Source organism: Mesorhizobium sp. P171375, from assembly GCF_057786075.1.
In genome coordinates, this window is sequence record NZ_JBYNWF010000001.1 from 2,192,468 (window position 1) to 2,217,126 (window position 24,659).

General features: G+C 59.7%; 22 protein-coding genes and 2 pseudogenes. 16 read left to right on the forward strand and 8 right to left on the reverse strand.

Going from position 1 to position 24,659, the window contains the following annotated elements; translation table 11 throughout:
• Positions 1 to 49 precede the first annotated feature (49 nt).
• Positions 50 to 1,616 (forward strand): annotated as a pseudogene (gene istA / locus ACYHH6_RS10455) (IS21 family transposase).
• A complete protein-coding gene (gene istB / locus ACYHH6_RS10460; RefSeq protein WP_027038551.1) occupies positions 1,549 to 2,277 on the forward strand; it encodes an IS21-like element helper ATPase IstB in 729 nt (242 codons plus the stop codon). Before istA ends, istB begins: the two are co-directional and overlap by 68 nt.
• Before the next feature lie 421 nt (positions 2,278 to 2,698).
• Here istB and virG read toward each other — a convergent pair whose 3' ends face one another.
• Entirely contained in the window at positions 2,699 to 3,424 is a 726-nt protein-coding gene (gene virG, locus ACYHH6_RS10465) for a two-component system response regulator VirG (RefSeq protein WP_023685159.1), read from the reverse strand.
• Positions 3,425 to 4,718: 1,294 nt separating this feature from the next.
• On the opposite strand from virG, the gene ACYHH6_RS10470 reads away from it, so the two are divergent.
• The 14 genes and pseudogenes from ACYHH6_RS10470 to ACYHH6_RS10535 all read left to right on the forward strand — a co-directional run.
• Complete coding sequence (locus ACYHH6_RS10470; RefSeq protein WP_023724798.1) at positions 4,719 to 5,504, forward strand: type IV secretion system lytic transglycosylase VirB1; 786 nt, start codon at positions 4,719 to 4,721, stop codon at positions 5,502 to 5,504.
• Between the two features lie 74 nt (positions 5,505 to 5,578).
• Entirely contained in the window at positions 5,579 to 5,884 is a 306-nt protein-coding gene (virB2, locus tag ACYHH6_RS10475) for a pilin major subunit VirB2 (protein ID WP_023673707.1), read from the forward strand.
• Entirely contained in the window at positions 5,884 to 6,210 is a 327-nt protein-coding gene (locus ACYHH6_RS10480; protein ID WP_023673706.1) for a type IV secretion system protein VirB3, read from the forward strand. The genes virB2 and ACYHH6_RS10480 overlap by 1 nt, the downstream gene beginning before the upstream one ends.
• Positions 6,210 to 8,579, forward strand: a complete 2,370-nt coding sequence (gene virB4 / locus ACYHH6_RS10485; protein ID WP_023724243.1) for a type IV secretion/conjugal transfer ATPase VirB4 — start codon at positions 6,210 to 6,212, stop codon at positions 8,577 to 8,579. Before ACYHH6_RS10480 ends, virB4 begins: the two co-directional genes overlap by 1 nt.
• 13 nt (positions 8,580 to 8,592) lie before the next feature.
• The gene (locus ACYHH6_RS10490; RefSeq protein ID WP_023673704.1) at positions 8,593 to 9,276 is read left to right on the forward strand and encodes a TrbJ/VirB5 family protein; all 684 of its coding nucleotides are present in this window, start codon (positions 8,593 to 8,595) and stop codon (positions 9,274 to 9,276) included.
• 58 nt (positions 9,277 to 9,334) lie between these two features.
• A complete protein-coding gene (locus ACYHH6_RS10495) occupies positions 9,335 to 10,222 on the forward strand; it encodes a type IV secretion system protein (protein WP_023673703.1) in 888 nt (295 codons plus the stop codon).
• Positions 10,223 to 10,249: 27 nt separating this feature from the next.
• Positions 10,250 to 10,408, forward strand: coding sequence for a type IV secretion system lipoprotein VirB7 (locus tag ACYHH6_RS10500; RefSeq protein WP_081726271.1), 159 nt, complete (start codon positions 10,250 to 10,252; stop codon positions 10,406 to 10,408).
• Entirely contained in the window at positions 10,405 to 11,118 is a 714-nt protein-coding gene (locus ACYHH6_RS10505) for a type IV secretion system protein VirB8 (protein WP_023685154.1), read from the forward strand. The genes ACYHH6_RS10500 and ACYHH6_RS10505 overlap by 4 nt, the downstream gene beginning before the upstream one ends.
• Positions 11,115 to 11,999: a TrbG/VirB9 family P-type conjugative transfer protein gene (locus ACYHH6_RS10510; protein WP_023679588.1), complete on the forward strand. Its 885-nt coding sequence runs from the start codon at positions 11,115 to 11,117 to the stop codon at positions 11,997 to 11,999. The genes ACYHH6_RS10505 and ACYHH6_RS10510 overlap by 4 nt, the downstream gene beginning before the upstream one ends.
• Positions 11,992 to 13,131, forward strand: a complete 1,140-nt coding sequence (virB10, locus tag ACYHH6_RS10515) for a type IV secretion system protein VirB10 (RefSeq protein WP_023708086.1) — start codon at positions 11,992 to 11,994, stop codon at positions 13,129 to 13,131. The genes ACYHH6_RS10510 and virB10 overlap by 8 nt, the downstream gene beginning before the upstream one ends.
• Entirely contained in the window at positions 13,115 to 14,155 is a 1,041-nt protein-coding gene (gene virB11 / locus ACYHH6_RS10520) for a P-type DNA transfer ATPase VirB11 (protein ID WP_023673699.1), read from the forward strand. Before virB10 ends, virB11 begins: the two co-directional genes overlap by 17 nt.
• A 717-nt stretch (positions 14,156 to 14,872) precedes the next feature.
• Positions 14,873 to 15,559 carry a response regulator gene (locus tag ACYHH6_RS10525; protein WP_023673698.1) on the forward strand — a complete coding sequence of 229 codons (687 nt, stop codon included), beginning with the start codon at positions 14,873 to 14,875 and terminating at the stop codon, positions 15,557 to 15,559.
• Between the two features lie 177 nt (positions 15,560 to 15,736).
• A complete protein-coding gene (locus ACYHH6_RS10530) occupies positions 15,737 to 15,898 on the forward strand; it encodes a hypothetical protein (protein WP_373432818.1) in 162 nt (53 codons plus the stop codon).
• 172 nt (positions 15,899 to 16,070) lie between these two features.
• Positions 16,071 to 16,229 (forward strand): annotated as a pseudogene (locus tag ACYHH6_RS10535) (ATP-binding protein); the annotation flags it as partial.
• Positions 16,230 to 17,094: 865 nt separating this feature from the next.
• Here the strand turns inward: ACYHH6_RS10535 and groL are convergent.
• The 7 genes from groL to bioB all read right to left on the reverse strand — a co-directional run bounded on the left by groL (position 17,095) and on the right by bioB (position 24,590).
• Positions 17,095 to 18,759, reverse strand: a complete 1,665-nt coding sequence (gene groL / locus ACYHH6_RS10540; RefSeq protein ID WP_286460910.1) for a chaperonin GroEL — start codon at positions 18,757 to 18,759, stop codon at positions 17,095 to 17,097.
• Between the two features lie 63 nt (positions 18,760 to 18,822).
• Positions 18,823 to 19,119, reverse strand: a complete 297-nt coding sequence (groES, locus tag ACYHH6_RS10545; RefSeq protein WP_019863563.1) for a co-chaperone GroES — start codon at positions 19,117 to 19,119, stop codon at positions 18,823 to 18,825.
• Between the two features lie 432 nt (positions 19,120 to 19,551).
• The gene (locus tag ACYHH6_RS10550) at positions 19,552 to 20,535 is read right to left on the reverse strand and encodes a beta-ketoacyl-ACP synthase III (RefSeq protein ID WP_023727895.1); all 984 of its coding nucleotides are present in this window, start codon (positions 20,533 to 20,535) and stop codon (positions 19,552 to 19,554) included.
• On the reverse strand, positions 20,532 to 21,797 hold the full coding sequence (locus ACYHH6_RS10555) for an adenosylmethionine--8-amino-7-oxononanoate transaminase (protein WP_023673641.1): 1,266 nt from the start codon (positions 21,795 to 21,797) through the stop codon (positions 20,532 to 20,534). Before ACYHH6_RS10555 ends, ACYHH6_RS10550 begins: the two co-directional genes overlap by 4 nt.
• On the reverse strand, positions 21,797 to 22,432 hold the full coding sequence (gene bioD, locus ACYHH6_RS10560; protein WP_023673640.1) for a dethiobiotin synthase: 636 nt from the start codon (positions 22,430 to 22,432) through the stop codon (positions 21,797 to 21,799). The genes ACYHH6_RS10555 and bioD overlap by 1 nt, the downstream gene beginning before the upstream one ends.
• Positions 22,429 to 23,580 carry an 8-amino-7-oxononanoate synthase gene (locus ACYHH6_RS10565; RefSeq protein WP_023673639.1) on the reverse strand — a complete coding sequence of 384 codons (1,152 nt, stop codon included), beginning with the start codon at positions 23,578 to 23,580 and terminating at the stop codon, positions 22,429 to 22,431. Before ACYHH6_RS10565 ends, bioD begins: the two co-directional genes overlap by 4 nt.
• Entirely contained in the window at positions 23,577 to 24,590 is a 1,014-nt protein-coding gene (bioB, locus tag ACYHH6_RS10570; RefSeq protein WP_031203143.1) for a biotin synthase BioB, read from the reverse strand. The genes ACYHH6_RS10565 and bioB overlap by 4 nt, the downstream gene beginning before the upstream one ends.
• Between the last annotated feature and the right edge of the window lie 69 nt (positions 24,591 to 24,659).

Here is a 24,659-nt window from a genome sequence, read left to right on the forward strand (position 1 = left end):
GCTTTGATTTGCGACCATCAGCTCGTCGTAGCGAGCGGATGGTGTGGGGATGAAGTCGGTGGATACGATTGCCCGGGTTCGGCGCGCCTTCCATGTGCAGGGATGGTCGCTCAAGCGGATTTGCCGCGAACTGCATGTGTCGCGGAACACCGTCCGCAAGATTCTCAGATCCGATGAGACATCGTTCTCCTACGAACGCGAGCGGCAGCCCAAGCCGAAGATCGGTCCGTGGCAGGATCAGCTTAACGGGTTTTTGAATGGCAACCGTGGCAAGGCGGCGCGCGAGCAACTGACACTGATCCGGATTTACGAAGAGCTTTGCAGCCTCGGCTACGAGGGAGGCTATGACGCCGTCCGCCGCTACGCGAAGAGCTGGGCGAAGGCGCAGGGGTCGGCGATGTCGGACGCCTATGTGCCGCTGTTCTTCGCGCCGGGCGAGGCCTACCAGTTCGACTGGAGCCACGAGATCGTCCTGATCAACGGCGTGACAGTGACCGTGAAGGTCGCCCATGTCCGGCTCTGCCACAGCCGCATGATGTTCGTCAGGGCCTATCCGCGCGAGACCCAGGAGATGGTGTTCGACGCTCATGACAGGGCCTTTGCCTTCTTCGGCGGCGCCTGCACGCGCGGCATCTACGACAACATGAAGACGGCGGTGGAAACGATCTTTGTTGGCAAGGACCGGCAATACAATCGCCGCCTCCTGCAGATGTGCAGCCATTATCTGGTGCAGCCGGTCGCCTGCACGCCGGCGTCGGGCTGGGAGAAAGGTCAGGTCGAGAACCAGGTCGGGCTGGTGCGCGAGCGCTTCTTCACGCCGCGGCTGCGCTTCAAGACCTATGAGGAGCTGAATGCCTGGCTGCATGACAAGTGCGTCGTCTACGCCAAGGCGCATCGTCACGTCGAGCAACCGGAACGAACGATCTGGAACGTGTTCGAGGAGGAGCGTGGCAAGCTGGTCGAGTATCGCGGCCCCTTCGACGGTTTCCACACGGTGCCTGCCTCGGTGTCGAAGACCTGCACAGTTCGCTTCGACAACAACAAATACTCGGTGCTGTCGACCGCCGTCGGCCGCCCGGTCGAGATCCATGCCTATGCCGGCAAGATCGTCATCCGCCAGGACGGCGTGGTCGTCGCCGAACATGCCCGCTCCTTCGGCCGCAACGAGACGGTCTACGATCCCTGGCACTATGTTCCGGTCCTCGCTCGCAAGCCCGGTGCACTGCGCAACGGTGCGCCCTTCCAAAGCTGGGTTCTGCCCTCGGCGATGGAGCGTATCCGACGCAGATTGAAGGCGGCGCATGACGGCGATCGGCAGATGGTGTCGATCCTGGCCGCGGTATTGACCGACGGCATCGATGCCGTGGAGGCCGCCTGCCAGGAAGCGCTCGACCAGAATGTCTGCTCCGCCGCCGTCATCATCAACATCCTGGCGCGGCGGCGCGATCCGGCGCCGGCCGTCACCATTCTCACCCCGGACGCTCTTCGCCTGCAGCACGAGCCGCAGGCCGACTGCGCCCGCTACGACAGCCTCAGGAGGGCAAGCTGATGGAACGCACGCAGGTTCTGGAACTAATGGGGACGCTGAAGCTCTACGGGATGCGCGGCGCCTATGACGAGGTCATGGCGACAGGCATCAAGCGCCAGCACGAGCCGCCGAGGATCGTCGGCGATCTGCTGTCGGCCGAGATCGCCGAGAAGCAGGCCCGCTCCATCAAATACCAGCTCACTGTCGCCAAGCTGCCGATCGCCAAGGACATCGATGAGTTCGACTTCGACGGCACGCCGGTCAACGAGGTGCTGGTCCGGGACCTTGCCAACGGCACCTTCGTCGCCGACCAGCGCAACGCCGTGCTCATCGGCGGCACCGGAACCGGCAAGTCGCATCTCGCAATCGCCATTGCCCGCGCCCTGATCCGCAATGGCTCACGTGGCCGCTTCTTCAACGTCGTCGATCTCGTCAACCGGCTCGAGACCGAGCACCGCGGCGGCAAGCAGGGCCGTATCGCCGATTACCTCACCCGGCTGGACTTCGTCGTGCTCGATGAACTCGGGTATCTCCCGTTCGCACAAGCCGGCGGGCAATTGCTCTTCCACCTGATCAGCAGGCTCTACGAGCGCACCTCCATTATCGTCACCACGAACCTGGCGTTCGGCGAATGGCCCGCCGTCTTCGGTGACGCCAAGATGACGACAGCGCTGCTCGACCGTCTCACCCATCATTGCGAGATCATCGAGACCGGAAACGAATCCTGGCGCTTCAAGAACCGCGCCTGATCACCCCATCAAGCTGCCAAGCGCCATCCGCGCTCGCCCGGGCTGCGCAACCCTGACCAGCTCCGCCCGGGCGAACGCTGACCGCCGCGCATTACATAAGGGGGGGTCAAAATTGGACGCCGATCCGGGGTCAGTTTTGGAAGCCGTTTGACAACCACCTGCCACCCGAGTGAGTCGTCCCAACAATGAACATTCACCAGCGCTGTTGTGGCCAGCGCAGACGCAGAGGGCCCTGAATACGCCGCAAGCCGTCGCCATTCAGCAGCAGCTGAGCGAAATCGGCAATTCAGGCGGCCGCGTGCATATGCAGAGAGGGGCTGATGCGATCTCCGGACCGGTAGCTCTCGCCGTAATTGATCAGGCTGGTACTGTTGGAAGGCTTGATCAGCCTCGTCACCCCAATCTCCAGCATAGCTCACTGTCACGCGGCCAACGTGCCTCCGTAGCTAACATCTACGTCAGCGTTGAAGAAGTACCCTGCGCCACGGGATGTTTTGACCAGGCGAGGGTTGGCCGCATCAGCCTCCAGCTTTCGGCGCAAGCGCATGATTAGGACATCGATACTTCGATCGTACACCTCTTCTCCACGCACACGGCTCGCGAGCAAAAGCCGTTCTCTGGATAGCACGTTGCGGGGGTTCTCCAGAAATGCGATCAAGAGATTGAACTCACATGCGGTAAGCTTGACCTCGCCACGCTCCGCACAGATCAGTCGCCGCTGCTTCACGCTGAGCTTCCAGGCCCCAAAGCGAAATGAGCGCTGCTCTCTGGTTCGCGGACTAGAAATGCGCTGGCGTAGCGCTACTCGAATGCGGGCCAAGAATTCGCGCATCCCGAAAGGCTTGGGAATGAAATCGGTTGCGCCGAGCTCCAGTGCAACCACTTTTTCCGCCTCATCAAGCCGGTCGCCGCTGATCACTATGATAGGAACATCCGATTTTGTCGCCAGATTGCGGACGATCGCAAGTCCATCCTCCCGGCCTAGGTTAAGGTCAACAACCACGAGATCGACTGGCTCACGTGAAAGAACATAGTCAAACTGCTTGCTATCGTGGACTGCGGTTACCTTCAGGGCATGCATCGTGAGATACTCGGCGATGAGGCGCCGCATTGCGGCATCATCGTCAATGACAAGAACATGTTTCAACGGCACACCTTCAATCTTGAATCCCCTTGTCTAAACCTGTTGCCGAGCAACCCTGGGGCACCGACCCAGAACAGCTGCTCCTTGATACCACTCGCCGTTGCGTGCGGCCAATGTGAGGCCGTGCTCGTCCTGTTCTTTTCATCCCCAGCGAATTGACCGCACCAAGGCAGCCCGTGGCCACCAGACAGGTCCAAGCGCCGACATGACCCTGCCGTGTGGTCCTTCGCTTTTTCGCTTCGAGCTCCCCCGTTGGTGCAGGCCTGCCAATATCACTCAAGTTCGACCTCATGGATGCCAAGTTTCCTGCTATGCCCTTGCATCCTGGTCATCCTGGAGTTTGCGGACCTGGATCATCTCGATATCCTCCGGCTCGTGGATCCAGCTCGGACATGGTTGAGCAGCGCGGCGTTTGGCTTGATCGGAGAGGCGGTCGGCGGAAGAAGACCGTGATTCGCTGCAGCGGCCTTGTGCAAAATAGTGTGTCTCCTGCCAAGCCGGCTTCGTCCAAGGTGGCCGGCGGCCTCAAATGCTGTTCGGCGACCGGCAGGTCGCCGGTTGCGGTGAACGTCCGGGCTAACATTTCTCAGTTACTGCAACTCCTCCATCTTGAGCGTGTCACTATGCTTGTCCATTGCGCCGTCGGACTCCGTCAATGACGTGCGGTTATCTGCCGATGGGACTGTGCATGATCCACCCTTTGGCGGCGGCGGCCGAACAGCTGAACGAGGCTCGCACCAGGATGGGCTGCGCCGCCACGTCTTCCCAGTTGACCCTCGCCGCCGCGGATTTGCGCCCTCGAGCCAGCTTCGCGGACGAGCTCGCGTCTCAAGCAATGATCTGAGTGTGCAGGGCCGCGCATGGCTGCTCTTTAACGACCGGCAGCATACCGGCAAAGTTGGGCCGCTTTATCGCCTTAGTCGAATCCCCACGGTGATCCCGAGCCTGAACAAGCCCGCCAAGCTCCCCATTTTGTCCTTGGCTTGGCGCTGACAGAAGTACCATCCATGACGCCAAAGTCGTGGCCCACACTCCAGGAGCAACGGACGGCCGGGACGAGCAAAAATCCTGTACAGGAGTCATTGTACCAAGATGCTCCGGATGTCGCTGGCTGATCGGGCCCGCGCCACCCACGCATGCGCAAGATGCTCACCCACGCTGATACGAACACGGTCTTTGCTTCAATTGAAACCGAAAAGCTGAACTTGAACATCACACAGTAACAAACCTCCCCGATAAGCGCGTGCCGGACAGGGCCAGAACCCGTCCGGCGGCTTGGAAAGGTAGGTGATAGGGAATGTTTATTGCAGCTTGGCCGCTGGCCGTCGTCCTGTTGACATCCATGTCACTCCCAGCCGAGCCCGCGCCACTTTCTCCGCGTGAGTTCCGCAGCCTGTCGCGCAAATGCGCTCCCTGGGTTGCGCCGTCCACCCTCGCCGCGATTGCCAAGATTGAAAGTGGCTTTGACACGCTGGTGGCTCATGACAACACCACAGGTGAGCAGCTTCGCTGGATAGACCACCTGGAAGCCACGCGGGGCATCAAGGAACGCCTCGAAGCACAACATTCTGTCGATGTTGGATTGATGCAGATAAACAGCAAGAACTTTGCCATGCTCAATCTTACGCCGGAAAGGGCTTTCGAGCCCTGCGCCTCGCTTTCGGCAGCCGCCCACTTGCTTGAAAGCCGGTATGCCGGCGGCACCACTGCTGTGGCACAGCAACTGGCGCTTCGCCGTGCCATCTCGGCCTATAACACGGGCGACGTCACGCGTGGCTTCGCCAACGGTTATGTACGCAAGGTCGAGTCGGCCGCAAAGGACATCTCAAGTCTCCTTGAGCGAACGCTGGAGCCGACTGCTCGAGATGTGCCGCACCTTGAGGCACCCGGTCGGAAAGCCGTGCCGCCTCTGCTCCAGCAGAGCCAACAGGCCAATAGAAAGAAGCAGCCCAACCAAGATTCTTGGGACATTTGGGGCTCGTATCAGCCAGACCGCTCCGGGGCCGATCCCTCCGGTCCGACAGGCAGCCAGGCTGCGAAAGCACGGGAACCCGCGAACCCGAACAAACTCGTATTCGATTGAAACATGGAGATGCAATGATGACGCCACTCAAGATACTTCGTGCGCTTAAAACGCGTGTTCCTTCGCCTTTTTCCATGCTGCGCATGGCGGCTGAATATGTACCGGCCGCTGCTGCAGGCGCGGCGTGGACGGTCTTCTACAGCGGGCCAGCCGCGGCTCAGGTGACCGGAGGGACGGATCCTGCCAAGATGGTCCAGAATATCTGCACGTTCATACTTGGCCCCTTTGGACAATCACTGGCCGTGCTCGGGCTCGTAGCCATCGGTATCTCTTGGATGTTCGGTCGTGCTTCACTTGGCCTGGTTGCGGGTGTCGTTGGAGGGATCGTCATCATGTTCGGGGCCAGCTTCCTGGGCAAGGCGCTCATAGGCGGCGGCTGATGAGCGACCGGTTGGAAGTGAGCACCCTCTATGTGGCGGCGACGCGCCCCGCACTGTTTCTGGGGGTGCCGCTGACGCTGGCCGGATTGCTCATGATGTTGGCTGGGCTTGTTATCATTATCCTTCAGAACCCGCTCTACGAAATCGTTCTCGTGCCACTCTGGTTCGGAGCACGGCTGGTTGTTGAGCGTGACTATAACGCGGCAAGCGTCGTGCTGCTCTATTTGCAGACGGCCGGCAGAAGCGTGGACGGGCCGGTCTGGGGAGGCGCAAGCGTCAGCGCCAATCCGATCAGAGTGCCGAAACGCGGAAGAGGAATGGTGTAATGTTCGGCGCCAGCGGCCGGACCGAGAGGTCTGGCGAGATCTACCTTCCGTATGTTGGTCACGTAAGCGATCAGGTTGTCCTTCTGGAAGACGGATCGATCATGGCCATGGCACATGTGAACGGTGTGCCCTTTGATTTGGAAGACGCTGAGATGCGCAACTCGCGCTGCCGCGCGTTCAACACTCTCTTGCGCAACATCGCCGATGACAATGTCTCGATATACGCTCATCTTGTGAGACACAACGATGTGCCGGCGCCGGCGCCGCGCCAGTTTCAAAGTGCATTCGCTGGCAGTCTGAGCGAGGCCTACGAGCGTCGTGTGCTGTCGGGAAAGCTCTTTCGCAACGATCACTTCCTCACTTTGATCGTGTCCCCCCGCACCGCAATCGGCAAGATCGGCTTGCGGATTGCCAAGTCCCGCAGACGGAATGAGCACGATCTAGCCACCCAAATGCGGAGCCTGGAAGACCTCTGGCACATCACTGCTGGCGCACTCGGCGGTTACGGTCTGCGCCGGTTGGGCATTCGTGAGAAAGGCAACGTGCTCTTCACGGAAATCGGCGAGGCGCTTCGGCTCATGATGACTTGCCGGTTTCTTCCGGTTCCGATGGTTACCGGCTCACTTGGCGCCTCGATCTACACTGACCAGGTCATCTGCGGGAAGCGGGCGCTTGAGATTCGAAGGCCCGGGGATAGCTCCGTCGGATCATTGTTTTCGTTCCGTGAATATCCGGCGACGACGCGGCCGGGCATGCTAAATTCCTTGCTGTCCGCCAACTTCCCGCTTGTCCTGAGCCAGAGCTTTTCCTTCCTCACTCGCCCACAAGCTCATGCCAAACTAAGCCTTAAGTCCAGCCAGATGACGAGTGCCGGCGACAAGGCTCTCACCCAGATCAATGAACTTGCCGAGGCAGAGGACGCACTGGCAAGCAACGAATTCGTGATGGGTTCGCATCATCTGAGCCTGTGCGTCTATGGCGACAGCCTCAATAGCCTTGCAGATCGCGCAGCAAGTGCCCGCGCACGGCTGGCCGACGCGGGCGCCGTTATCGTCCAAGAGGGCATCGGCATGGAGGCCGCATATTGGTCCCAACTTCCGGGGAACAACAGGTGGCGCACGCGCCCGGGGGCGATCACCTCACACAATTTTGCCGGGCTCGTCTCATTTGAGAACTTCCCAAGCGGTTCCAGTTCCGGCCACTGGGGCAATGCTGTTGCGCGCTTTCGCACAAACGGTGGAACTTCTTTCGACTACATCCCCCATGAGAATGACGTCGGCATGACGGCAATATTCGGGCCCGTTGGCAAAGGCAAGACGACGCTGATGACCTTTGTCCTCGCGATGCTTGAGCAAAGCTTGGTCGATCGCAATGGTGCGATCGTCTTCTTCGACAAGGATCGGGGTGGTGAACTGCTGGTGCGAGCCACGGGAGGGACATATCTTGCGTTGCGCAGAGGCGCTCCGAGCGGCTTGGCCCCTCTGCGTGGACTGGACAACACCTCCGCCTCCCGGGACTTTCTGCGCGAGTGGTTGATGGCCCTGATCGAGAGTGACGGCCGTGGTCCGATCTCGCCGGAGGAAAGCCGTCGGCTGGAACGCGGCATTGTTCGTCAGCTTTCGTTCGAACCCCCTATGCGCTCACTTGCGGGCCTGCGCGAGTTCCTATTGCACAGCCCCTCCGAGGGCGCAGGAGCACGGCTGCAGCGGTGGTGTAGAGGGGGGGCGCTTGGATGGGCCTTTGACGGCGACGTGGACGAAGTAAGGCTGGATGCCTCCATTACGGGCTTCGACATGACGCAGCTCCTGGAATATGAGGAGGTCTGTGCACCGGCCGCCGCATACCTTCTGCATCGAGTGGGCGCTATCGTCGATGGTCGTCGGTTCGTCATGAGCTGCGACGAATTTCGATTCTATCTACTCAACCCCCAATTCTCGGCCGTTATCGACAAGTTCTTGCTCACGGTCCGCAAAAACAACGGCATGTTGATACTCGCAACGCAGCAGCCTGAACACGTTCTGGAATCGCCTCTCGGAGCTAGTCTCGTTGCGCAATGTATGACGAAAATTTTCTACCCATCACCGACGGCGGACCGCTCTGCGTATGTCGATGGCTTGAAGTGCACTGCGCAGGAGTTCGAGGCAATCCGCCAGGGAATGGCAATCGGCAGCCGCAAGTTTTTGCTCAAGCGCGATAGCGGGAGTATTGTTTGCGAATTCGATCTTGGGCAGATGCGCGAGTACGTAGCCGTACTCTCGGGGCGGGCCAACACAGTGCGCTTTGCCGACCAGCTTCGTAACCAGCACGGAGACGCCCCAAGTGGGTGGCTCGACAAGTTCATGGCCCGGTACCACGAAGTTCAAGACTGACGGAGGAATATTCATGAAATTTGCCAAACTTGCAGTAACGACCCTTGCTGCTTCCCTTCTGCTTCACGGACAGGCCCGTTCGCAATTTATCGTCAGCGACCCTGTAACAGAAACACAAGCGACCTTAACAGCGCTTTCCAATGCGGCGATCCTTGAGAGGTCAATCGAGACGCTCGCTACCACGATTGAAATGGTGACAATTCTAACGTCGTCATTCGCTGTCACGGGACTGCTAAGCTCACTTAACCAAGGAAATCACTACCCGTCGAGCAATAAGCTGGAGGAGCAGATGTTTGATGCTCGGGCGCCAGCTTCGATTATGGCCCGTAACATTGCGAAGGACCCAAATCGGATAGTCAACGGCACCGATTCAGAAGCGAAACTGTTACAGGGACAAATCGCCGGGGCCGCCAATGCCGCAGCTATTGCAGCCGACACTTTGGGCATGATGGACAAGCGCCTTAAGGATAACGCCGGCACGCTTGGTCAGCTTTCCCGCTCGGGAAATATTATGCAGGCCACCGTGACCAACGGTCTGGTCCTCAAGCAGATTCACGATGCGATGATCCAAAATGTCCAGGCCACGAGTCTGCTGACAATGGCCACTGCACAAGGGAGCCTTCACGCCGTGGAGGAGGCCGCCACGCAGCGTCGCGAACATCAGGACACCGCTAATATGTTTAGCATCCTCCCGTAAACCACACAGAGTTCATCAGGCTCAGCTGCGCTGATCAGGGACACATCAGGCTCACGCCATGAATTTCAAAATTCCCGCGCCATTCACGACTATACACACGATCTTTCATGGGGCCTTCACGTCCGGGCTGCACAAAGTGCTTGAAAACGTCCAAGCGGCGGTCAGTGCGCCTCTGGTTGCGTGTGTCACGCTCTGGATAATAATCCAAGGCTGTCTGGTCATGCGTGGTCAAGTCGATGCGCGCGGGGGTATCTCGCGCGTAATTATGGTGTCGATTGTCGTCGCCCTTATCTTAGGGCAGGCCAACTATCAGCAGTACATTGAAGCGCTCTTCGACGACACGATTCCGAGGTTGGCTCACGACATCAGTGGCAGCGACTTGCCCTTCATCGGAATCCCCCAGAAGCTCGATCTCATGTTTGCTTCAAGCCAGTATGTCTTTCAGCTGATTGCTTCCGAAATTGGGCCTATGAACGGCCAGGACATACTTGCTTTCGAGGGAGCGCAATGGATTTTCTACGGCGCGCTGTGGACAGCGTTCGAGATCTACGATGCCGTTGGAATTCTGACGAAGGTGCTCTTGACGATCGGCCCCCTGGTCCTCGTAGGCTACCTTTTTGATCACACTCGAGACATAGCCACCAGATGGATCGGCCAACTGCTCTCGTACGGGCTGCTGCTTCTCCTCCTCAACATCGTTGCAACGATAGTAATCGCTGCCGAAGCAGTCTCGCTGGCAGCCATGCTTTTGATGATCAAATTCTCGGGCACGACAGCAGCCAAGATCATCGGGCTTTACGAGCTCGACATGCTTTTCCTAGCTGGTGACGCTCTGATCGTCGCGCTTCCGACGATCGCCAGCAGCATCGCCGGCGGCTCTTGGGGAGGTGCGAACCGACCTCTTAACAGCCTCAATCGCCACTTTGCCAAAACGGCGGGTGCTTAATCAATCGACAAGCTCGGTGCCAAAAACATGAAATATTGCCTACTTCTGTCAATCCTCGCTTTGGCCGCCTGCAAGACGAGCCATGGGCTTGCGACATGCGCGGGTGCCCCATTCCAACTGAACGTGGGACAATGGGAAACCACCCCTGAGGATCTTCGGGTCGAATGCGCGGAAGAGCCAAAGTGAAAGTTCCTGAACATGCCCTTCTGGTGGAGAGAGAAACGCTAGCCGCCCACTATAAGAAGGTGGAAGCGTTTCAAACTTCACGAGCGAAGTCTGCGCGGCGCCTGTCAAAGGCCCTGATAGCCTTTGCCGCAGCGGCGGTCCTAGGAAATGTTGCACAGGCATTTACCATTGCTGCCATGGTCCCGTTGGCCAAGCTCGTACCTGTGTTCCTCTGGGTCCGGCCGGATGGGACCGTCGACAGCGAAGTGTCAGTCTCTCGACTGCCGGCAACCCAAGACCGAGCCGTCATAAATGCTTCGCTGTGGGAATATGTACGCCTGCGCGAGGGGTACACAGCAGATACAGCCCAATACGCCTATGACCTCGTATCCAGTTTCAGCGCGCCGGCTGTGCGACAGCAATATCAAGATTTCTTCAACTATCCGAATCCCACCTCCCCGCAAGTCACGGTCGGCAAACGCGGCAAGCTCGAGGTCGGGCATATTTCTTCAAACGACATCAGTCCGGACGTTCAACAGATCCGTTACAAACGTTCGCTTGTTGTCGATGGGCAGATGCCGATAGTGACCACCTGGACAGCTACCATCCGCTACGAGCGCTTGACGGGTCTGCCTGGGCAATCGAGGCTCACCAATCCGGGAGGTCTACTCGTCACTTCCTATCAAAGCTCGGAAGATAGCGTATCGAACCTGGGCTATGTGCAGCCATGACAAAAAGAGCGTTTCTCGCGCTGGTCTGTTCACTCTTCTTAACGATGGAAGCGTCCGCGGAAGACACACCACTTGCCGGCAAGCACGATGCGCGCATGCGCTACCTGGCTTACCGTCCTGACGAAGTGGTGCGCCTGTCTACCGCAGTGGGGGCAACGCTGGTTGTCACATTCGCGGCCAACGAGACAGTCGCAGCCGTGGCCGTTTCCAATAGCAAAGACCTGGCTGCGCTCCCGCGCGCCAACTATCTCTTTTTTAAGGCTAGCCGGATGCTCCCGCCGCAGCCGGTCATCGTGCTGGCCGAGAGTGAGTCCGGTACACGGAGATACGTCTTCAGTATTTCAACGAGAGCGATGCCAAAACTCGATGAGCAGCAACCTGACCTATACTACAGTGTGCAGTTCACCTATCCTGCTGATGAGGCTGCTGCTCAGAGAAAGGACGCAGAAAGGCGCTCGATCCTTGGTCAGGCCCGGGCGAAAGTGCTGCGCGACGAGAGAGTTCAGGATTTGTTGAATCGGCCCGCCGCAACTACCAGTCCGGACGAAAGCAATTTTCACTACGTCGCAAAGGGCGATCGATCGCTGGCGCCGCTGGAAGTTTTCGATAATGGCTTTACCACCGTATTTGGCTTCGCAAGCAATTCCCGCATACCCTCCCTCTACATTATCAATCCCGACGGCAAGGAAGCCGCTGCCAATTACACGGTCAAAGGAGACTATGTTGAAGTATCCGCAGTCGCCCGGGAATGGCGTCTGAGAGATGGCAATACGGTCTTGTCCATTTTCAACAGGGCTTATGACCCTGTGGGACGAGCGCCAGGGACCGGTACAGTGACACCCGACGTGTGGCGCGTTTTGAAAGGCCCGGCCGATGAATGAAACCGGCCCACAGTCGGGACATGATGTCCATGCCTCAGGATCGATGGTCTCGGAGCCGGCCCGCCGGCATGTTTCGGGATTGCAGAAGTTGGCCGTCGCTGCTCTTGTTCTCATCTCATCTCTATCGCTCATCTGGCTCGGCGGTCGTCCCAGCACACAAGACGAGCCAACTCAGCCAAAACCTCCAATTGTCGCCGACGCCGAGCCATTCCGCCCCGTGCCGATTGAGATTGCTCCCGAAGCTCCAGCACCCGTACAGGCGGCGCAGGCAGGAGATTCTGCGCCATCCACGCCGCCTCCGACGCCAGCTGATCCGCCGCCGGAGGAAACACCAATTTTCGCCTACAGTGGCAGCGGTCAAATGCCCAACGACGGTCAGCGGAGCGAAGACAACCATAGGGATGCTCCCGCGACCTCGCATGAGATTTCAGACGCTGGCGATCTGACGGGGCGATTGAAACCAGATATACAGGAGCCAAGCCGGGCCACACTTTTGCCGCACCCTGATCTCGTGATTACCCAAGGAACGATAATTCCCTGCATTTTGCAAACGGCAGTCGACACAAATTTACCGGGTTATGTGAAGTGCGTCTTACCTAAAGACGTCCGCGGCGCCACCAACAACGTGGTGCTTTTGGATCGCGGGACGACCGTGATTGGCGAGATCCAGCGTGGTCTCCAACAGGGGGATGCGCGTGTCTTCGTGCTGTGGACGCGCATCGAAACGCCTGACCATGCCCTCGTTTCGCTAGCGTCGCCGGGCGCTGACGAGCTCGGCCGCTCCGGAATGCCTGGCACGGTGGATAATCACTTCTGGCAGCGCTTTGGCGGAGCAATGCTCATGAGCGTCATTCAAGGCGCGTTTCAGGCCGCCGGTCAATACGCTGGCAGCTCAGGTGGAGGAAGCGGCATCAACAGCTTCCAGAGCAACGCCGGACAAGCCGTTGACACGACCCTTAGAGCAACGATCAACGTTCCGCCAACTCTGAAGAAAAACCAGGGAGATGCTGTATCCATCTTTGTGGCTCGGGACCTCGATTTCTCAGATGTATACGATCTTAGACCGATCGCCGTGGCGCCAGCCCCCCAACATCGCCAACGCCGGAGAGACAACAATGCGACCGGAGGCTGACCCTCAATTGCGTTTGCTTCTCAACCCTGTTTTGAAATGGCTTGAGGAGCCAAGGACCGAAGAGGTCGCTATCAACCGGCCTGGGGAAGCCTTTGTCCGACAGGCCGGCGTTTTCACGAAACATCCGCTGCCGCTATCTTATGACGATCTGGAGGACATCGCGATCCTCGCTGGAGCGCTGCGCAAGCAAGATGTCGGACCGCAAAGCCCCCTCTGTGCGACTGAGCTGCCGAACGGAGAGCGGCTGCAGATCTGTTTGCCGCCCGCTGTTCCCTCAGGAACAATAAGCCTGACGATACGGCGTCCCTCAAGTCGTGTGACCGAACTCAAGGAAGTTTCTTCTCGCTACGAATACTCGCGTTGGAATCAATGGCGGTCACGAAAGGAGCGCCAAGAGCGGCAGGACGAAACAATTCTTCAGCACTACGACCATGGTGACTTGGAGCAATTTTTGCGAGCATGCGTTTGCGGGCGGCTCACGATGCTGCTTTGCGGACCTACTGGAAGCGGCAAAACGACAATGAGCAAGACTTTGATCAACGCTATACCCCCGCAAGAGAGGCTGATAAGTATCGAGGACACGCTCGAACTTGCAATCCCGCACGAGAACCATGTCCGGTTACTTTATCCGAAGGACCGAGCAAGCGTAGGTGCGGTGACAGCCGAGCAACTGTTGCAAGCCAGCTTGCGCATGCGCCCTGATCGAATATTGCTTGGCGAGATGCGCGATGATGCTGCTTGGGCCTACCTTAGCGAAGTCGTCTCCGGCCATGCGGGATCAATATCAACGATTCATGGGGCGGATCCGGTCCAAGGCTTTAAAAAGCTCTTTTCACTCGTCAAGAGCAGCCCGCAAGGAGCTGCTGTGGAAGACCACACGCTTCTTGACCTGCTGTCGGCTGCCATTGACGTCATTGTGCCGTTCAGTACCCACGGCGACGTGTATGAGGTGGGGGAGGTGTGGCTCGCCGCCGATGCCCGGCGACGCGGAGAGACAGTAGCCGACCTTCTTAACAAGCACTAAGGCTAGAGCACGTCGGGGATCGGTAAGTCGTTTGTGATACGATGGCGTAATTTGTTCAGATTGAACGTCCACTTTGATTTGAGGGAGGTGGATAATGGGAGGAGGACTGGGCGTAGACCTTCGGTCACAAGTCTGAAGTCTTCGGGCGCCCTGTCGGCGCGGCAAGTTGCGGCACGATTCGACTGGGTGTATCGAGCGCGTCAGCTGAATTGCGCGGGCGACGCTCACCGAGCTGGTGCCGATGCCTGCTTCAAAAGCGGCATCGACACCCGGCAGTCGTACCCTTGATTTACCTAGCCGCGCTCAATGAGTGTCTTCAAAGCCGCCGAACGTGGTTCGGAATGACCGGTGGTAAATCGGGAAGTGCCATATAGGGAATCCTCCTGGTATTGCCTCCAGGGGGTCCTCTCAATGAACAAAGCCGCAACCTGCCCTTGCGACCTCAGCTGGATGTTGCGACGCAACCCATAGGAGGATCGATGCGCAGAGAAATCGCAGGCAGAGTCGGTGGCATTGTGGGCCCGCCGACCGACGGTTTCAGCCCGTCAACAGGTCTTCACGTGTTCCATCCCCGACTATTGCAGGCGTGCGGCTTGCATGCTCCCGCGATCACCCATCGGAAAGAGCGTTACGAACACTACGAAGAGTTGCGCGACTTCCGCTGTCGCCCCGGTCTTACAGCGGACGGTGACCTGTCCGACCTTGATAGGACGTGAAATGCGAACGCTGCTCATTGATCATCATGTGGATCTTACGCGCGCTGTGCGAGTTGCGCTCGGGGATAGCGGTTTTGCCGTTGATGTAGTTGGCAACCTGGAACAGGCATCGAGGGCATTTTGTTGCGCAACCTATGAAATTCTCCTGCTGGAGTTGGCTCTGCCAGATGGCGATGGCTTGGGCTGGCTGAGACAGCTAAGGAGCAACGGGCATTCAGTTCCAACCCTCATTATGAGTAGCATCAACGATCTCGAGAAGCGGATTGCAATTTTCAACGGTGGCGCGGACGACTTTCTGCTCAAGCCCGTCTCTTTCGATGAGCTCATCGCCAGAATGAGAGCCATTCTGCGCCGGTCGACACAGGTGACCGACCCCATCGTTGTATTTGGCAATCTCAATTTCGATCCGATCGGCCGACAGGTTTCCGTCTCGGGTCATCCTCTGAAGATCGCACGCCGCGAACTATGTATTTTAGAGCATCTGCTTATCCGTGCAGGCCGCATCGTGCCTCGTGCGCAGTTGGAAGATCACCTCTATTCGTTCAACGACGAGGTATCTGCCAACGCGCTTGAAGTCGGAATCTATCGCTTACGTGGACACCTGAGAAGGTCAGGTGCAACGCCACGTATCACGACCATGCGCGGCATTGGTTACATTCTTGAATTGACTGAGGCGGCATCCGCATAGTTGGTCTAAATTGAAAGAACAGACTGCCTGCCCGTCGTCAGGGTGAGCTTGTGGCCATAATGGACATCGCGGCCGCCCTTGACGATGGTGTCGGCATGCGGTTCGAACGGCTCTGTCGCAAACCTTTTTGTAAGCGAGCATGGCAAGAAAAACGCCTCAGCTGTGGAGGAGCACGTGATGTTCAAGGGCCGCCATTTCGACCAGGCTATCGGCTTCAAGTCGCATGCGAACGACGTGGTTATCCTCTCCGGCATCGAGATGATCCACATGATGGGCAAGCGACAGGCGAGGTATGCCTACAAGGCTGTCGATCGCTGTTTCGATCTCCTCGCTGCCTGACGGACAGGCCGAAATGGCCGTTCACAACCCCATTTCCAGGTTTGCGACAGAGCCTTTTGTCGGCGTTGCCGGCTTCGAAGGGCCGGTGCGCGCCGAGCGGATCAAGATCACCCCCGGCCACCTTGCTGCGGCCACTCGCCGAGTACGAAGCGGCGGCCGGAGGGAGCTGGTGATGACGACCCTAGATCATGACCTGCTGATCGCAATCCTGGATCGGCTGAAGTTGACGGCGATCCGCGACCAGCTCGACACGCTCATGTCGAGCAAGATCGCGCAGTTCCCGTTTGTCCGCGAACTCGACGGCTTCGGCTTCGACGCGCAGCCATCGGTCTGCTTCAGCCAAACGTATTCATAGGTATGGGACAGGCTGCTATGTCCGCCACCCACGCCTGCTCCGAGGCCCTCCAGGGCAATGGTCTGACACCTGGGCTCAAGCCCTTCGGCGAGGAGGATGAGACGCCGCTGGAGCTCGGGTGCAAGCGCTGCAACGCCCGCTCCGAGGCCCCACAAGGCCGTAGCGCAGTCGTCGGGGTCACGAGGCCCCTCGGCCATGACGACGAGACGCTGCTGGAGCCCGGTTGCAAGGGCTGCCACAGATGGCCTGAACCTGAATCCGCCTTTCTTGAGGCGTTGCGACTATCATCGCGGCGACACGCAGCTCTTGATTTGTGTGCGAAATCCTCAGCAGATCCATCGGGCTGAGCCGCTCAGCAATATCAACGAGAATGTCCAGCGGCAGATCAAGGATACTCAGAGGAGGAAACGCTCTTGAGGCTCAGAGCGCGTCTGCTCCACTATAGATCAGGGTGATTCACCGGGTCCTTCAACGCCAGCCGCCGGTTCCGATGAGAGAATTGTCCCTGATATCACGCTCGATGGAGTTAAATGCCGAGATGGATCGCCTTGCCACGCTCCTCAATGCCCCTCATGATTCACCGCCAATAGCTACCAACTGAATGAATCATCGTGATTGTGGCGCAGCGGAATCCTCAAGGATCGGGCAGTTCGTAGGGGGCGCCGGTTTGACCAGGTTGAGCCCGCGAATTGCTCGATCAGACAAGATCCTAATTCTCGACCATGCGGTGAGGCTCGAACGAGATCCTCGGGACGCACTCCAAGGTTTCGATCATGTTCGGCACACAAGGAAAGGGCGGCATTGCTGCCGCCCTGTCCGCTGTAAGTTGATAGGGGCTGGATTAAAAATCCATACCGCCCATCCCGCCCATGCCGCCCATACCGCCGCCGCCCATGCCGCCAGGCATGCCGCCGCCAGCTGACTCCTTCTTCGGAGCCTCCGCGATCATGGCTTCGGTGGTGACGAGCAGGCCGGCGACCGAGGCCGCGTCCTGGAGGGCAGTGCGAACGACCTTGACCGGATCGACGATACCCATGGCGATCATGTCGCCATATTCGCCGGTCTGGGCGTTGTAGCCGTAGGTCGCGCCCTTGTTGTCGAGGATCTTGCCGGCAACGATCGAAGCTTCCGCACCTGCGTTCGAAGCGATCTGACGGGCCGGAGCCTGCAGTGCACGACGAACGATGTTGATGCCGGCAGCCTGGTCGGCATTGACGCCGGTGACCTTGATGTTGGCCGAAGCGCGCAGCAGTGCGACGCCGCCGCCTGCAACGATGCCTTCTTCCACGGCCGCGCGGGTCGCGTTGAGGGCGTCATCGACGCGGTCCTTCTTTTCCTTGACTTCGACTTCCGTCGCGCCGCCGACGCGGATCACCGCGACGCCGCCCGCGAGCTTCGCCAGACGTTCCTGCAGCTTCTCCTTGTCGTAGTCCGACGTGGTCTCTTCGATCTGCTGCTTGATCTGGGCAACGCGGCCCTGGATCTCGTCCTTCTTGCCGGCGCCGTCGACAATGGTGGTGTTCTCCTTGGAGATCGACACCTTCTTGGCGCGGCCGAGCATGTTGAGGCCGACATTCTCGAGCTTGATGCCGAGGTCTTCCGAAATGACCTGGCCACCGGTGAGGATGGCGATGTCTTCCAGCATGGCCTTGCGGCGATCACCGAAGCCCGGCGCCTTGACGGCGGCGATCTTCAGGCCACCGCGCAGCTTGTTGACGACCAGCGTGGCCAGAGCCTCGCCTTCGACGTCTTCCGAGATGATGAGCAGCGGCTTGGAGGTCTGCACGACGGCTTCGAGAACCGGCAGCATGGCCTGGAGGTTGGACAGCTTCTTCTCGTGCAGGAGGATGTAGACGTCCTCGAGCTCGGCAACCATCTTGTCGGCGTTGGTGACGAAGTAGGGCGAGAGATAGCCGCGGTCGAACTGCATGCCTTCGACGACTTCCAGCTCGGTCTCGGCGGTCTTGGCTTCTTCAACCGTGATGACGCCTTCATTGCCGACCTTCTGCATCGCTTCGGCGATCATCTTGCCGACCGACTCGTCGCCATTGCCGGCGATCGTGCCGACCTGGGCAACTTCCTCGGAGGTCTTGATCTTCTTGGCAGCGTTGCCGAGAGCCGCGACCACTTCGGTCACGGCCAGGTCGATGCCGCGCTTCAGGTCCATCGGGTTCATGCCGGCGGCAACGGCCTTGTTACCTTCCTGGACGATCGACTGCGCCAGGACGGTCGCGGTCGTGGTGCCATCACCGGCGATGTCGTTGGTCTTCGAAGCAACTTCGCGGATCATCTGCGCGCCCATGTTTTCGAACTTGTCGGAAAGTTCGATTTCCTTGGCGACGGTGACGCCGTCCTTGGTGATGCGCGGTGCGCCGAACGACTTGTCGATGACGACGTTGCGGCCCTTGGGGCCGAGGGTCACCTTCACCGCGTCGGCGAGGATGTTGATGCCGTGAAGCATGCGCTCGCGCGCGTCGCGGGAGAATTTTACGTCTTTGGCAGCCATTTTTTAGCTCCTGGCAGGGGCTTGCGATCAAGCCCGAAATTCAGTTGACGGTGAGGCCGATAATCAGCCGATGATGCCCATAATGTCGGATTCCTTCATGATCAGAAGGTCTTCGCCATTGAGCTTGACTTCGGTGCCCGACCACTTGCCGAACAGGATGCGGTCGCCGGCCTTGACGTCCAGCGGGACCAGCTTGCCGGCTTCGTCGCGAGCGCCGGAGCCGACGGCGATGATCTCGCCTTCCTGCGGCTTTTCCTTCGCCGTATCCGGGATGATGATCCCGCCGGCGGTCTTGGATTCGGATTCGACCCGGCGTACGACCACGCGGTCATGCAGCGGCCGGAAATTCGACTTTGCCATTTTTGGATTTCCTTGGTGCGGATGTTGAACGGTGCTCCGTTGCCGGAGCATGCCTAGCACTCAGCCGAAGCGAGTGCTAACGCGGCAATGAGATAAGCCGCAGGCTCCTGCTAGTCAAGACGGAAGAGCAAAGAGCAAAGAGAAAAGAGAAGACAGCAAAGAGCAGCCAGCAAAGAGCGTGTAAGCATCGAGCCTTTTATGTGAACAATGTCGGGTATCCGACATATATGGGGCGGCTCACCCTTTGTAATTGAGCTTTATTCAGATGGTACGATTGGTGCAACGGGTGTTGCATTTGAACTCATCCAGAGGCTCGCACGGGTCGTGCTGCGTCAGCTTGGTCATGTCGAGCTTCAGAAGGCCATTTTTTGGCATTGGTTCTGTTGCTCCTATTGCCATTCATGACCAATCCTGCGCGCGTGAGCCGGCCGGCTAGATTCCAACCACGAGAGCGCCGCCGCTGAGACCCGCACCCGCCGCCGCCAGAAGGATTTTCTCTCCTGGCTGGAATGGCTTCATCTGGTTGGCGAGCGAGAGCGACAGCGGGACCGTCGCGGCCGAAGAGTTGCCGTATTCGGCAATCGTCTTGACAATTGCTTGGTCCGCAATGCCGAGGTTTCTTCCGACCGCGCCGAAAATCCGAGTATTGGCCTGATGCGGCACAAACCGGCCGACATTGTGTGGCCGCACTCCCGCAGTGGCTAGCGCGGCTGTCGAGCAATCGGTCATCATCTCGACGGCCTTTGCGAACACTTGGGGCCCGTCGGTCATCGTCATCCGGGTCTGCCCGAGGTCGAGGTCGCCATGGAACGGCGTGTTGCTTCCTCCTGCGGGAATCTGGATCAGCCCGTAGCGCGAGCCGTCCGAAGCCACCGAGGCACCGAGAATGCCCCGATCAGCATCATCGCACTGACCGATCACCAGGGCGCCGGCGGCATCGGCGAACAAGACTGAGCTCGCGCGCTCGGCTGGATTGATGCGGCGGCTGAGGATGTTGGCGGCGATGACCAGCGCTGGTTTGCCATGCAGGCGGGTGAACCCGTCCGCAAACATGAGCGCATAGATGAAGCCGGCGCAGGCGCCGGTCAGATCGACCGCGCCTGCGCGGCCAAGGCCAAGCTTGTGTGCGACCAGCGGCGCGCTTGGCGGCAGAAGATGGTCGGGCGTCGAGGTGGCAAGCAACAGCAGACCGATGTCGTGGCGCGCAATACCGGCGTTCACCAGCGCCATGTCGCCAGCCCGGGTGGCAAGACCCGACAGCGTGTCTTCGTCCGTTGCCCAGAAGCGCGAACGGATTCCGGTACGCCTTTCGATCCAGCCCGGCTCGAGGCCGAGATTGCTCTCGATCTCGGCATTGGCCACCTTGCGCCCAGGCACGTGATGGCCAAGTCCGAGAATGCGCGACGACTTGCTCATGGCCTTGACCCGAAGCGTTCCCCGGCCTCCTCGATGGCGTCATATAGTCGTTCGAGCTCGTCGCCTGCGATGCAATAGGGTGGCAGAAGGTAGAGGACATTGCCGAGCGGGCGCACAAGTAGGCCGCGCTCGAGGAAGAAAGCGCGCAGCTTCGGACCAATCTCGGCGAGATAACCTGCTGAACCGGTTCGCAGGTCGAGCGCCGCGATCGTTCCCGTGGCTCGACAGTCGGCAAAATATGGATTGTCCCGAAAGCGTTGCAGCCCGACGGCCTGCATCACGCTCAAGGCCGTGATCCGCCCGGCCACTGGCTCGTCGCGCCAGATCTCGACATTGGCGAGTGCTGCCGCACAGGCAATCGGATTGGCGGTGTAGGAGCTCGAATGGAAAAACGTCTTCTTCCGGTCCTCGGAATAGTGCGCCCGGAAGATGGCATCGGTGACAAGCGTTACGGCCAGCGGGATGGTGCCGCCGGTCAAGCCTTTGGAGGTGCACAGGATATCTGGAGAAATCGATGCCTGCTCGCAGGCGAACATGGTTCCGGTGCGTCCCCAGCCGGTCATCACCTCGTCGGCGATCAGCAGCGAGCCGGAGGCCTCAGTGATCTTCTTCAATTCGGCCAGAACCGATGCTGGATACATCAGCATGCCGCCGGCGCCCAGCACCAGCGGCTCGACGATCAAGGCTGCGGCTCGTCGATCGCGGGTCACAGCCTCGAAACGATCCAGCGTCTCCTGCTCGTGCCCCGCGGCCGGAAAGGGGATGATGTCGACCTCGAACAGCAAGGGTTCATAGGCGGCGTTGAACACGCCACGCGCACCGACGCTCATCGTTCCAATCGTGTCACCATGATAGCTGTGCTCCATGACGACGATGCGCGAGCGCGGCGCGCCGATGTTGCGGAAATAACCGAGCGCCATCTTCAGCGCGACTTCGACTGAGGTCGAGCCACTGTCGGAATAGAACACCCAGTCGAGTCCAGCGGGAGCGAGGCCGACAAGCGCCTTGGCCAAGCGCTCTGCCGGCTCGTGCGTGAAGCCCGCAAAGATAATCTGGTCGAGGCTCGACGCGGTTGTCTCGATTGCCTTCATGATGCGGGGATGGCGGTGGCCATGTGTGACGACCCACCAGGAGGAGATGGCGTCCAGGATGCGGGCGCCGTCGGCCCTGTGGAGATAGGCGCCCTCAGTCAGGACGATTTCTGGGATCGCAGGCTCGAGTGCGTGCTGGGTGAAGGGATGCCACACATGAGACTGCGACATCAGTCACCTCCAGTAATCGAGGCGAAGGCGAAGCCGGCAACCATTGCGTCCCTCAGTGTTTTCCCCGTCAGCACATCGAGGTGCGGCAGCCTGCCGAGCTGCGGGGCACCGCTGAATTCCACGATGGTCCGTTGCGTATCGGCCATCTCATCGCCGATGAAAGCGATGCCCGCCAACGGGATGGAGCGGGCGCGGAGCGCCTCGACCGATAGCAAGGTGTGGTTGATGGTGCCGAGTGTGGTGCGGGCGCACAGAATAACGGGCAGCCGCCATTCAGCGAAGATGTCGATTAACCTTGTGCGCCGGTTGAGCGGCACCATTAGGCCGCCGGAGCCTTCGATGACGAGCGGCGTCGGTAGGACGGGAAAAGCAAGATCGGCAGCCTTGATCGCCACGCCGTCGATCTCGGCCGAACGATGCGGCGACAGCGGGCTCCGCAAGCGGTAGGCTTCCGGCAGCACGCGCTCTGAGGGCAAGCCGGCAAGCCGCGCGACAACCTCGCTGTCGGTCTCGCCGTCGAGGCCCGATTGCACCGGTTTCCAGTAAAAGCCGTCCAGCAAACCGGCGAGCCCAGCCGCAAACACGGTCTTGCCAACTCCGGTATCCGTTCCGGTGATGACGATGCGTTGGGTCATATCGCCTCCGGTGATGTTTCGGCCAACACCTCGACCAGCGCCTCGACCATGGCGGAAATGTCGGCTTCGCCAATATTGAGCGTCAGTGAGATGCGCAGCCGCGACGTGCCCTCGGGCACGGTCGGAGGACGAACGCCGCGTATGTCGAAGCCGCGGGCCTGCAGGCGCGCCGCCACTGCCATGGTGCGCCTGACATCGCCGATTACTAAGGGCTGGATCTGAGAGCCACTTGGTGTCACACCCCAGCGATTGACCAACCGGCCGGCGCTGGCGACGCGTTCATGCAGCTGAACACGCCGCATAGGCTCGTCGGCGAGCATTGCGAGTGCCTCGCGCGCCACGACCGCCATCAGTGGCGATGGCGCGGTTGCGTAGATGAATGGCCGGCAACGGTTGATCAGATATTCGCACAGTGCCCTCGGCCCGGTGACGAGCCCACCAGATGCGCCGAGCGCCTTGCCGCAGGTGTGGAGCGCTATGATGTTGTCGCGGCCCTCGAAAGCGGCGGCAAGCCCCCGGCCATCCGGTCCCCAGACGCCGGTGGCATGCGCCTCATCAATGACGATGAATGCGCCGTGCCGATCGGCAAGTGCGACCAGGCTCTCCAAAGGCGCGCAGTCGCCATCCATGCTGTAAAGGCTTTCCACCGCGATCCAGACGCATCCCATGCCGCCTGCGACGCGCCAACGTGTAATCGCATCCTCGACAGCGGTGGCGTCGTTGTGCGCGGCCAGCACGAACTGTGCGCGCCCGGCCTGCGCACCCTCATGCATGCTGGCATGGGCGAGCTCATCGACAACCAAAAGATCGCCCTTCTGCGGCAGGGCGCTCAGCAGAGCGAAGTTGGCGATGTAGCCGCTGCCGAAGAACAGCGCGCGGTCGGCTCCAAAGAATGCCGCCGCGTCTGCCTCGAGCTGCTCGTGTTCCGGTGCATTGCCGCGCAACAGCCGCGACCCGGTGGCGCCAACCGGCGTGCCCCGCGCAATCGCCGCCACAACCGCATCGCCAAGTCTTCTGGACGCGGCCAGCCCGAGATAGTCGTTCGACGAGAAGTCCAGCCCGGCCCGGGGCGAAAGCGTCCGCAGCCGGTCCTTGCGCGCTAGCCCCTGCAAGGTCGCATCATAACGGGCAAGCGGCGCCCCGTTCATTGCGCCTCGAGTTCCATCGGATCGATGCCAAGGCGCCGGAACAGCAGGGTATCCTTGTCCTCACCGGGATTGTCCGCCGTCAGCAGCGTGTCGCCGAAGAAGATCGAGTTGGCGCCGGCAAAAAAGCACAGCGCCTGCATCTCGTCAGTCATCGCGGTGCGGCCGGCGGACAGACGGACATGCGATTTCGGCATCATGATGCGCGCCAGCGCGATCACGCGCACGAATTCGATCGGCTCAATGGGCTTGGCGTCTGCAAGCGGCGTACCGGCGATCGGGATCAGCATGTTGATCGGAACGCTTTGCGGATGTTCCGGCAGATTGGCCAGCGTCACCAGCATGTCGATCCGGTCCACCGGCTCCTCGCCCATGCCGACAATGCCTCCACAGCAGACCTTGATGCCGGATTTGCGAACGTGGTCAAGCGTCTCGAGCCGCTCGGCAAAGCTCCGCGTACCGATGATCTCGCTATAGTAGCGTTCTGACGTATCGATGTTGTGGTTGTAGTAGTCGAGGCCCGCCTGCTTCAGTCGAGCGGCTTGCTCAAGATCGAGCATGCCGAGTGTCATGCAGGTCTCCAGGCCCAGCGCCTTGACGCCTTCGACCATCGCCACCACCGCATCCATGTCGCGCGCCTTGGGGTTTCGCCAGGCCGCGCCCATGCAATAACGGGTGGCGCCGGCATCACGCGCCTTGGTCGCTTCGGCGATGACGCGCCTGACATCCATCAGCTTGGACGCCTCCAACCCGGTTTCGTGACGCGCCGACTGGCTGCAATAGCCACAATCCTCCGGGCATCCTCCGGTCTTGATGCTGAGCAGCCGGCTGAGCTGGACCTTGTTTGGATCGAAATTCTGGCGGTGCACCGTTTGCGCCAGGAAGAGGAGATTGTTGAAGGGGGCATGGTAAAGTGCCTGAGCCTTCTCCAAGGTCCACGCTCCAGGGTCAGGGGGGTCAAGAGATTTGGCCTGTGGCGGTGTCTGCGTTGAACTTGCCGTTTGCATCTCCATGCTGTTCCTCCGGTCTGTCTTGCGGGTCTTTGCTATCTGACTATGATGATCGGAAAGGACAGTTGACCC

What these genes read in the sequence shown, in the direction of transcription:
- istB (WP_027038551.1), top strand. Translation starts at nt 1,549, where the DNA reads ATGGAACGCACGCAGGTTCTGGAACTAATGGGGACGCTGAAGCTCTAC.
- ACYHH6_RS10470 (WP_023724798.1), top strand. Translation starts at nt 4,719, where the DNA reads ATGTTTATTGCAGCTTGGCCGCTGGCCGTCGTCCTGTTGACATCCATG.
- virB2 (WP_023673707.1), top strand. Translation starts at nt 5,579, where the DNA reads ATGCTGCGCATGGCGGCTGAATATGTACCGGCCGCTGCTGCAGGCGCG.
- ACYHH6_RS10480 (WP_023673706.1), top strand. Translation starts at nt 5,884, where the DNA reads ATGAGCGACCGGTTGGAAGTGAGCACCCTCTATGTGGCGGCGACGCGC.
- virB4 (WP_023724243.1), top strand. Translation starts at nt 6,210, where the DNA reads ATGTTCGGCGCCAGCGGCCGGACCGAGAGGTCTGGCGAGATCTACCTT.
- ACYHH6_RS10490 (WP_023673704.1), top strand. Translation starts at nt 8,593, where the DNA reads ATGAAATTTGCCAAACTTGCAGTAACGACCCTTGCTGCTTCCCTTCTG.
- ACYHH6_RS10495 (WP_023673703.1), top strand. Translation starts at nt 9,335, where the DNA reads ATGAATTTCAAAATTCCCGCGCCATTCACGACTATACACACGATCTTT.
- ACYHH6_RS10500 (WP_081726271.1), top strand. Translation starts at nt 10,250, where the DNA reads ATGAAATATTGCCTACTTCTGTCAATCCTCGCTTTGGCCGCCTGCAAG.
- ACYHH6_RS10510 (WP_023679588.1), top strand. Translation starts at nt 11,115, where the DNA reads ATGACAAAAAGAGCGTTTCTCGCGCTGGTCTGTTCACTCTTCTTAACG.
- virB10 (WP_023708086.1), top strand. Translation starts at nt 11,992, where the DNA reads ATGAATGAAACCGGCCCACAGTCGGGACATGATGTCCATGCCTCAGGA.
- virB11 (WP_023673699.1), top strand. Translation starts at nt 13,115, where the DNA reads ATGCGACCGGAGGCTGACCCTCAATTGCGTTTGCTTCTCAACCCTGTT.
- ACYHH6_RS10525 (WP_023673698.1), top strand. Translation starts at nt 14,873, where the DNA reads ATGCGAACGCTGCTCATTGATCATCATGTGGATCTTACGCGCGCTGTG.
- ACYHH6_RS10530 (WP_373432818.1), top strand. Translation starts at nt 15,737, where the DNA reads ATGTTCAAGGGCCGCCATTTCGACCAGGCTATCGGCTTCAAGTCGCAT.
- groL (WP_286460910.1), bottom strand. Translation starts at nt 18,759, where the DNA reads ATGGCTGCCAAAGACGTAAAATTCTCCCGCGACGCGCGCGAGCGCATG.
- groES (WP_019863563.1), bottom strand. Translation starts at nt 19,119, where the DNA reads ATGGCAAAGTCGAATTTCCGGCCGCTGCATGACCGCGTGGTCGTACGC.
- ACYHH6_RS10550 (WP_023727895.1), bottom strand. Translation starts at nt 20,535, where the DNA reads ATGAGCAAGTCGTCGCGCATTCTCGGACTTGGCCATCACGTGCCTGGG.
- ACYHH6_RS10555 (WP_023673641.1), bottom strand. Translation starts at nt 21,797, where the DNA reads ATGTCGCAGTCTCATGTGTGGCATCCCTTCACCCAGCACGCACTCGAG.
- bioD (WP_023673640.1), bottom strand. Translation starts at nt 22,432, where the DNA reads ATGACCCAACGCATCGTCATCACCGGAACGGATACCGGAGTTGGCAAG.
- ACYHH6_RS10565 (WP_023673639.1), bottom strand. Translation starts at nt 23,580, where the DNA reads ATGAACGGGGCGCCGCTTGCCCGTTATGATGCGACCTTGCAGGGGCTA.
- bioB (WP_031203143.1), bottom strand. Translation starts at nt 24,590, where the DNA reads ATGGAGATGCAAACGGCAAGTTCAACGCAGACACCGCCACAGGCCAAA.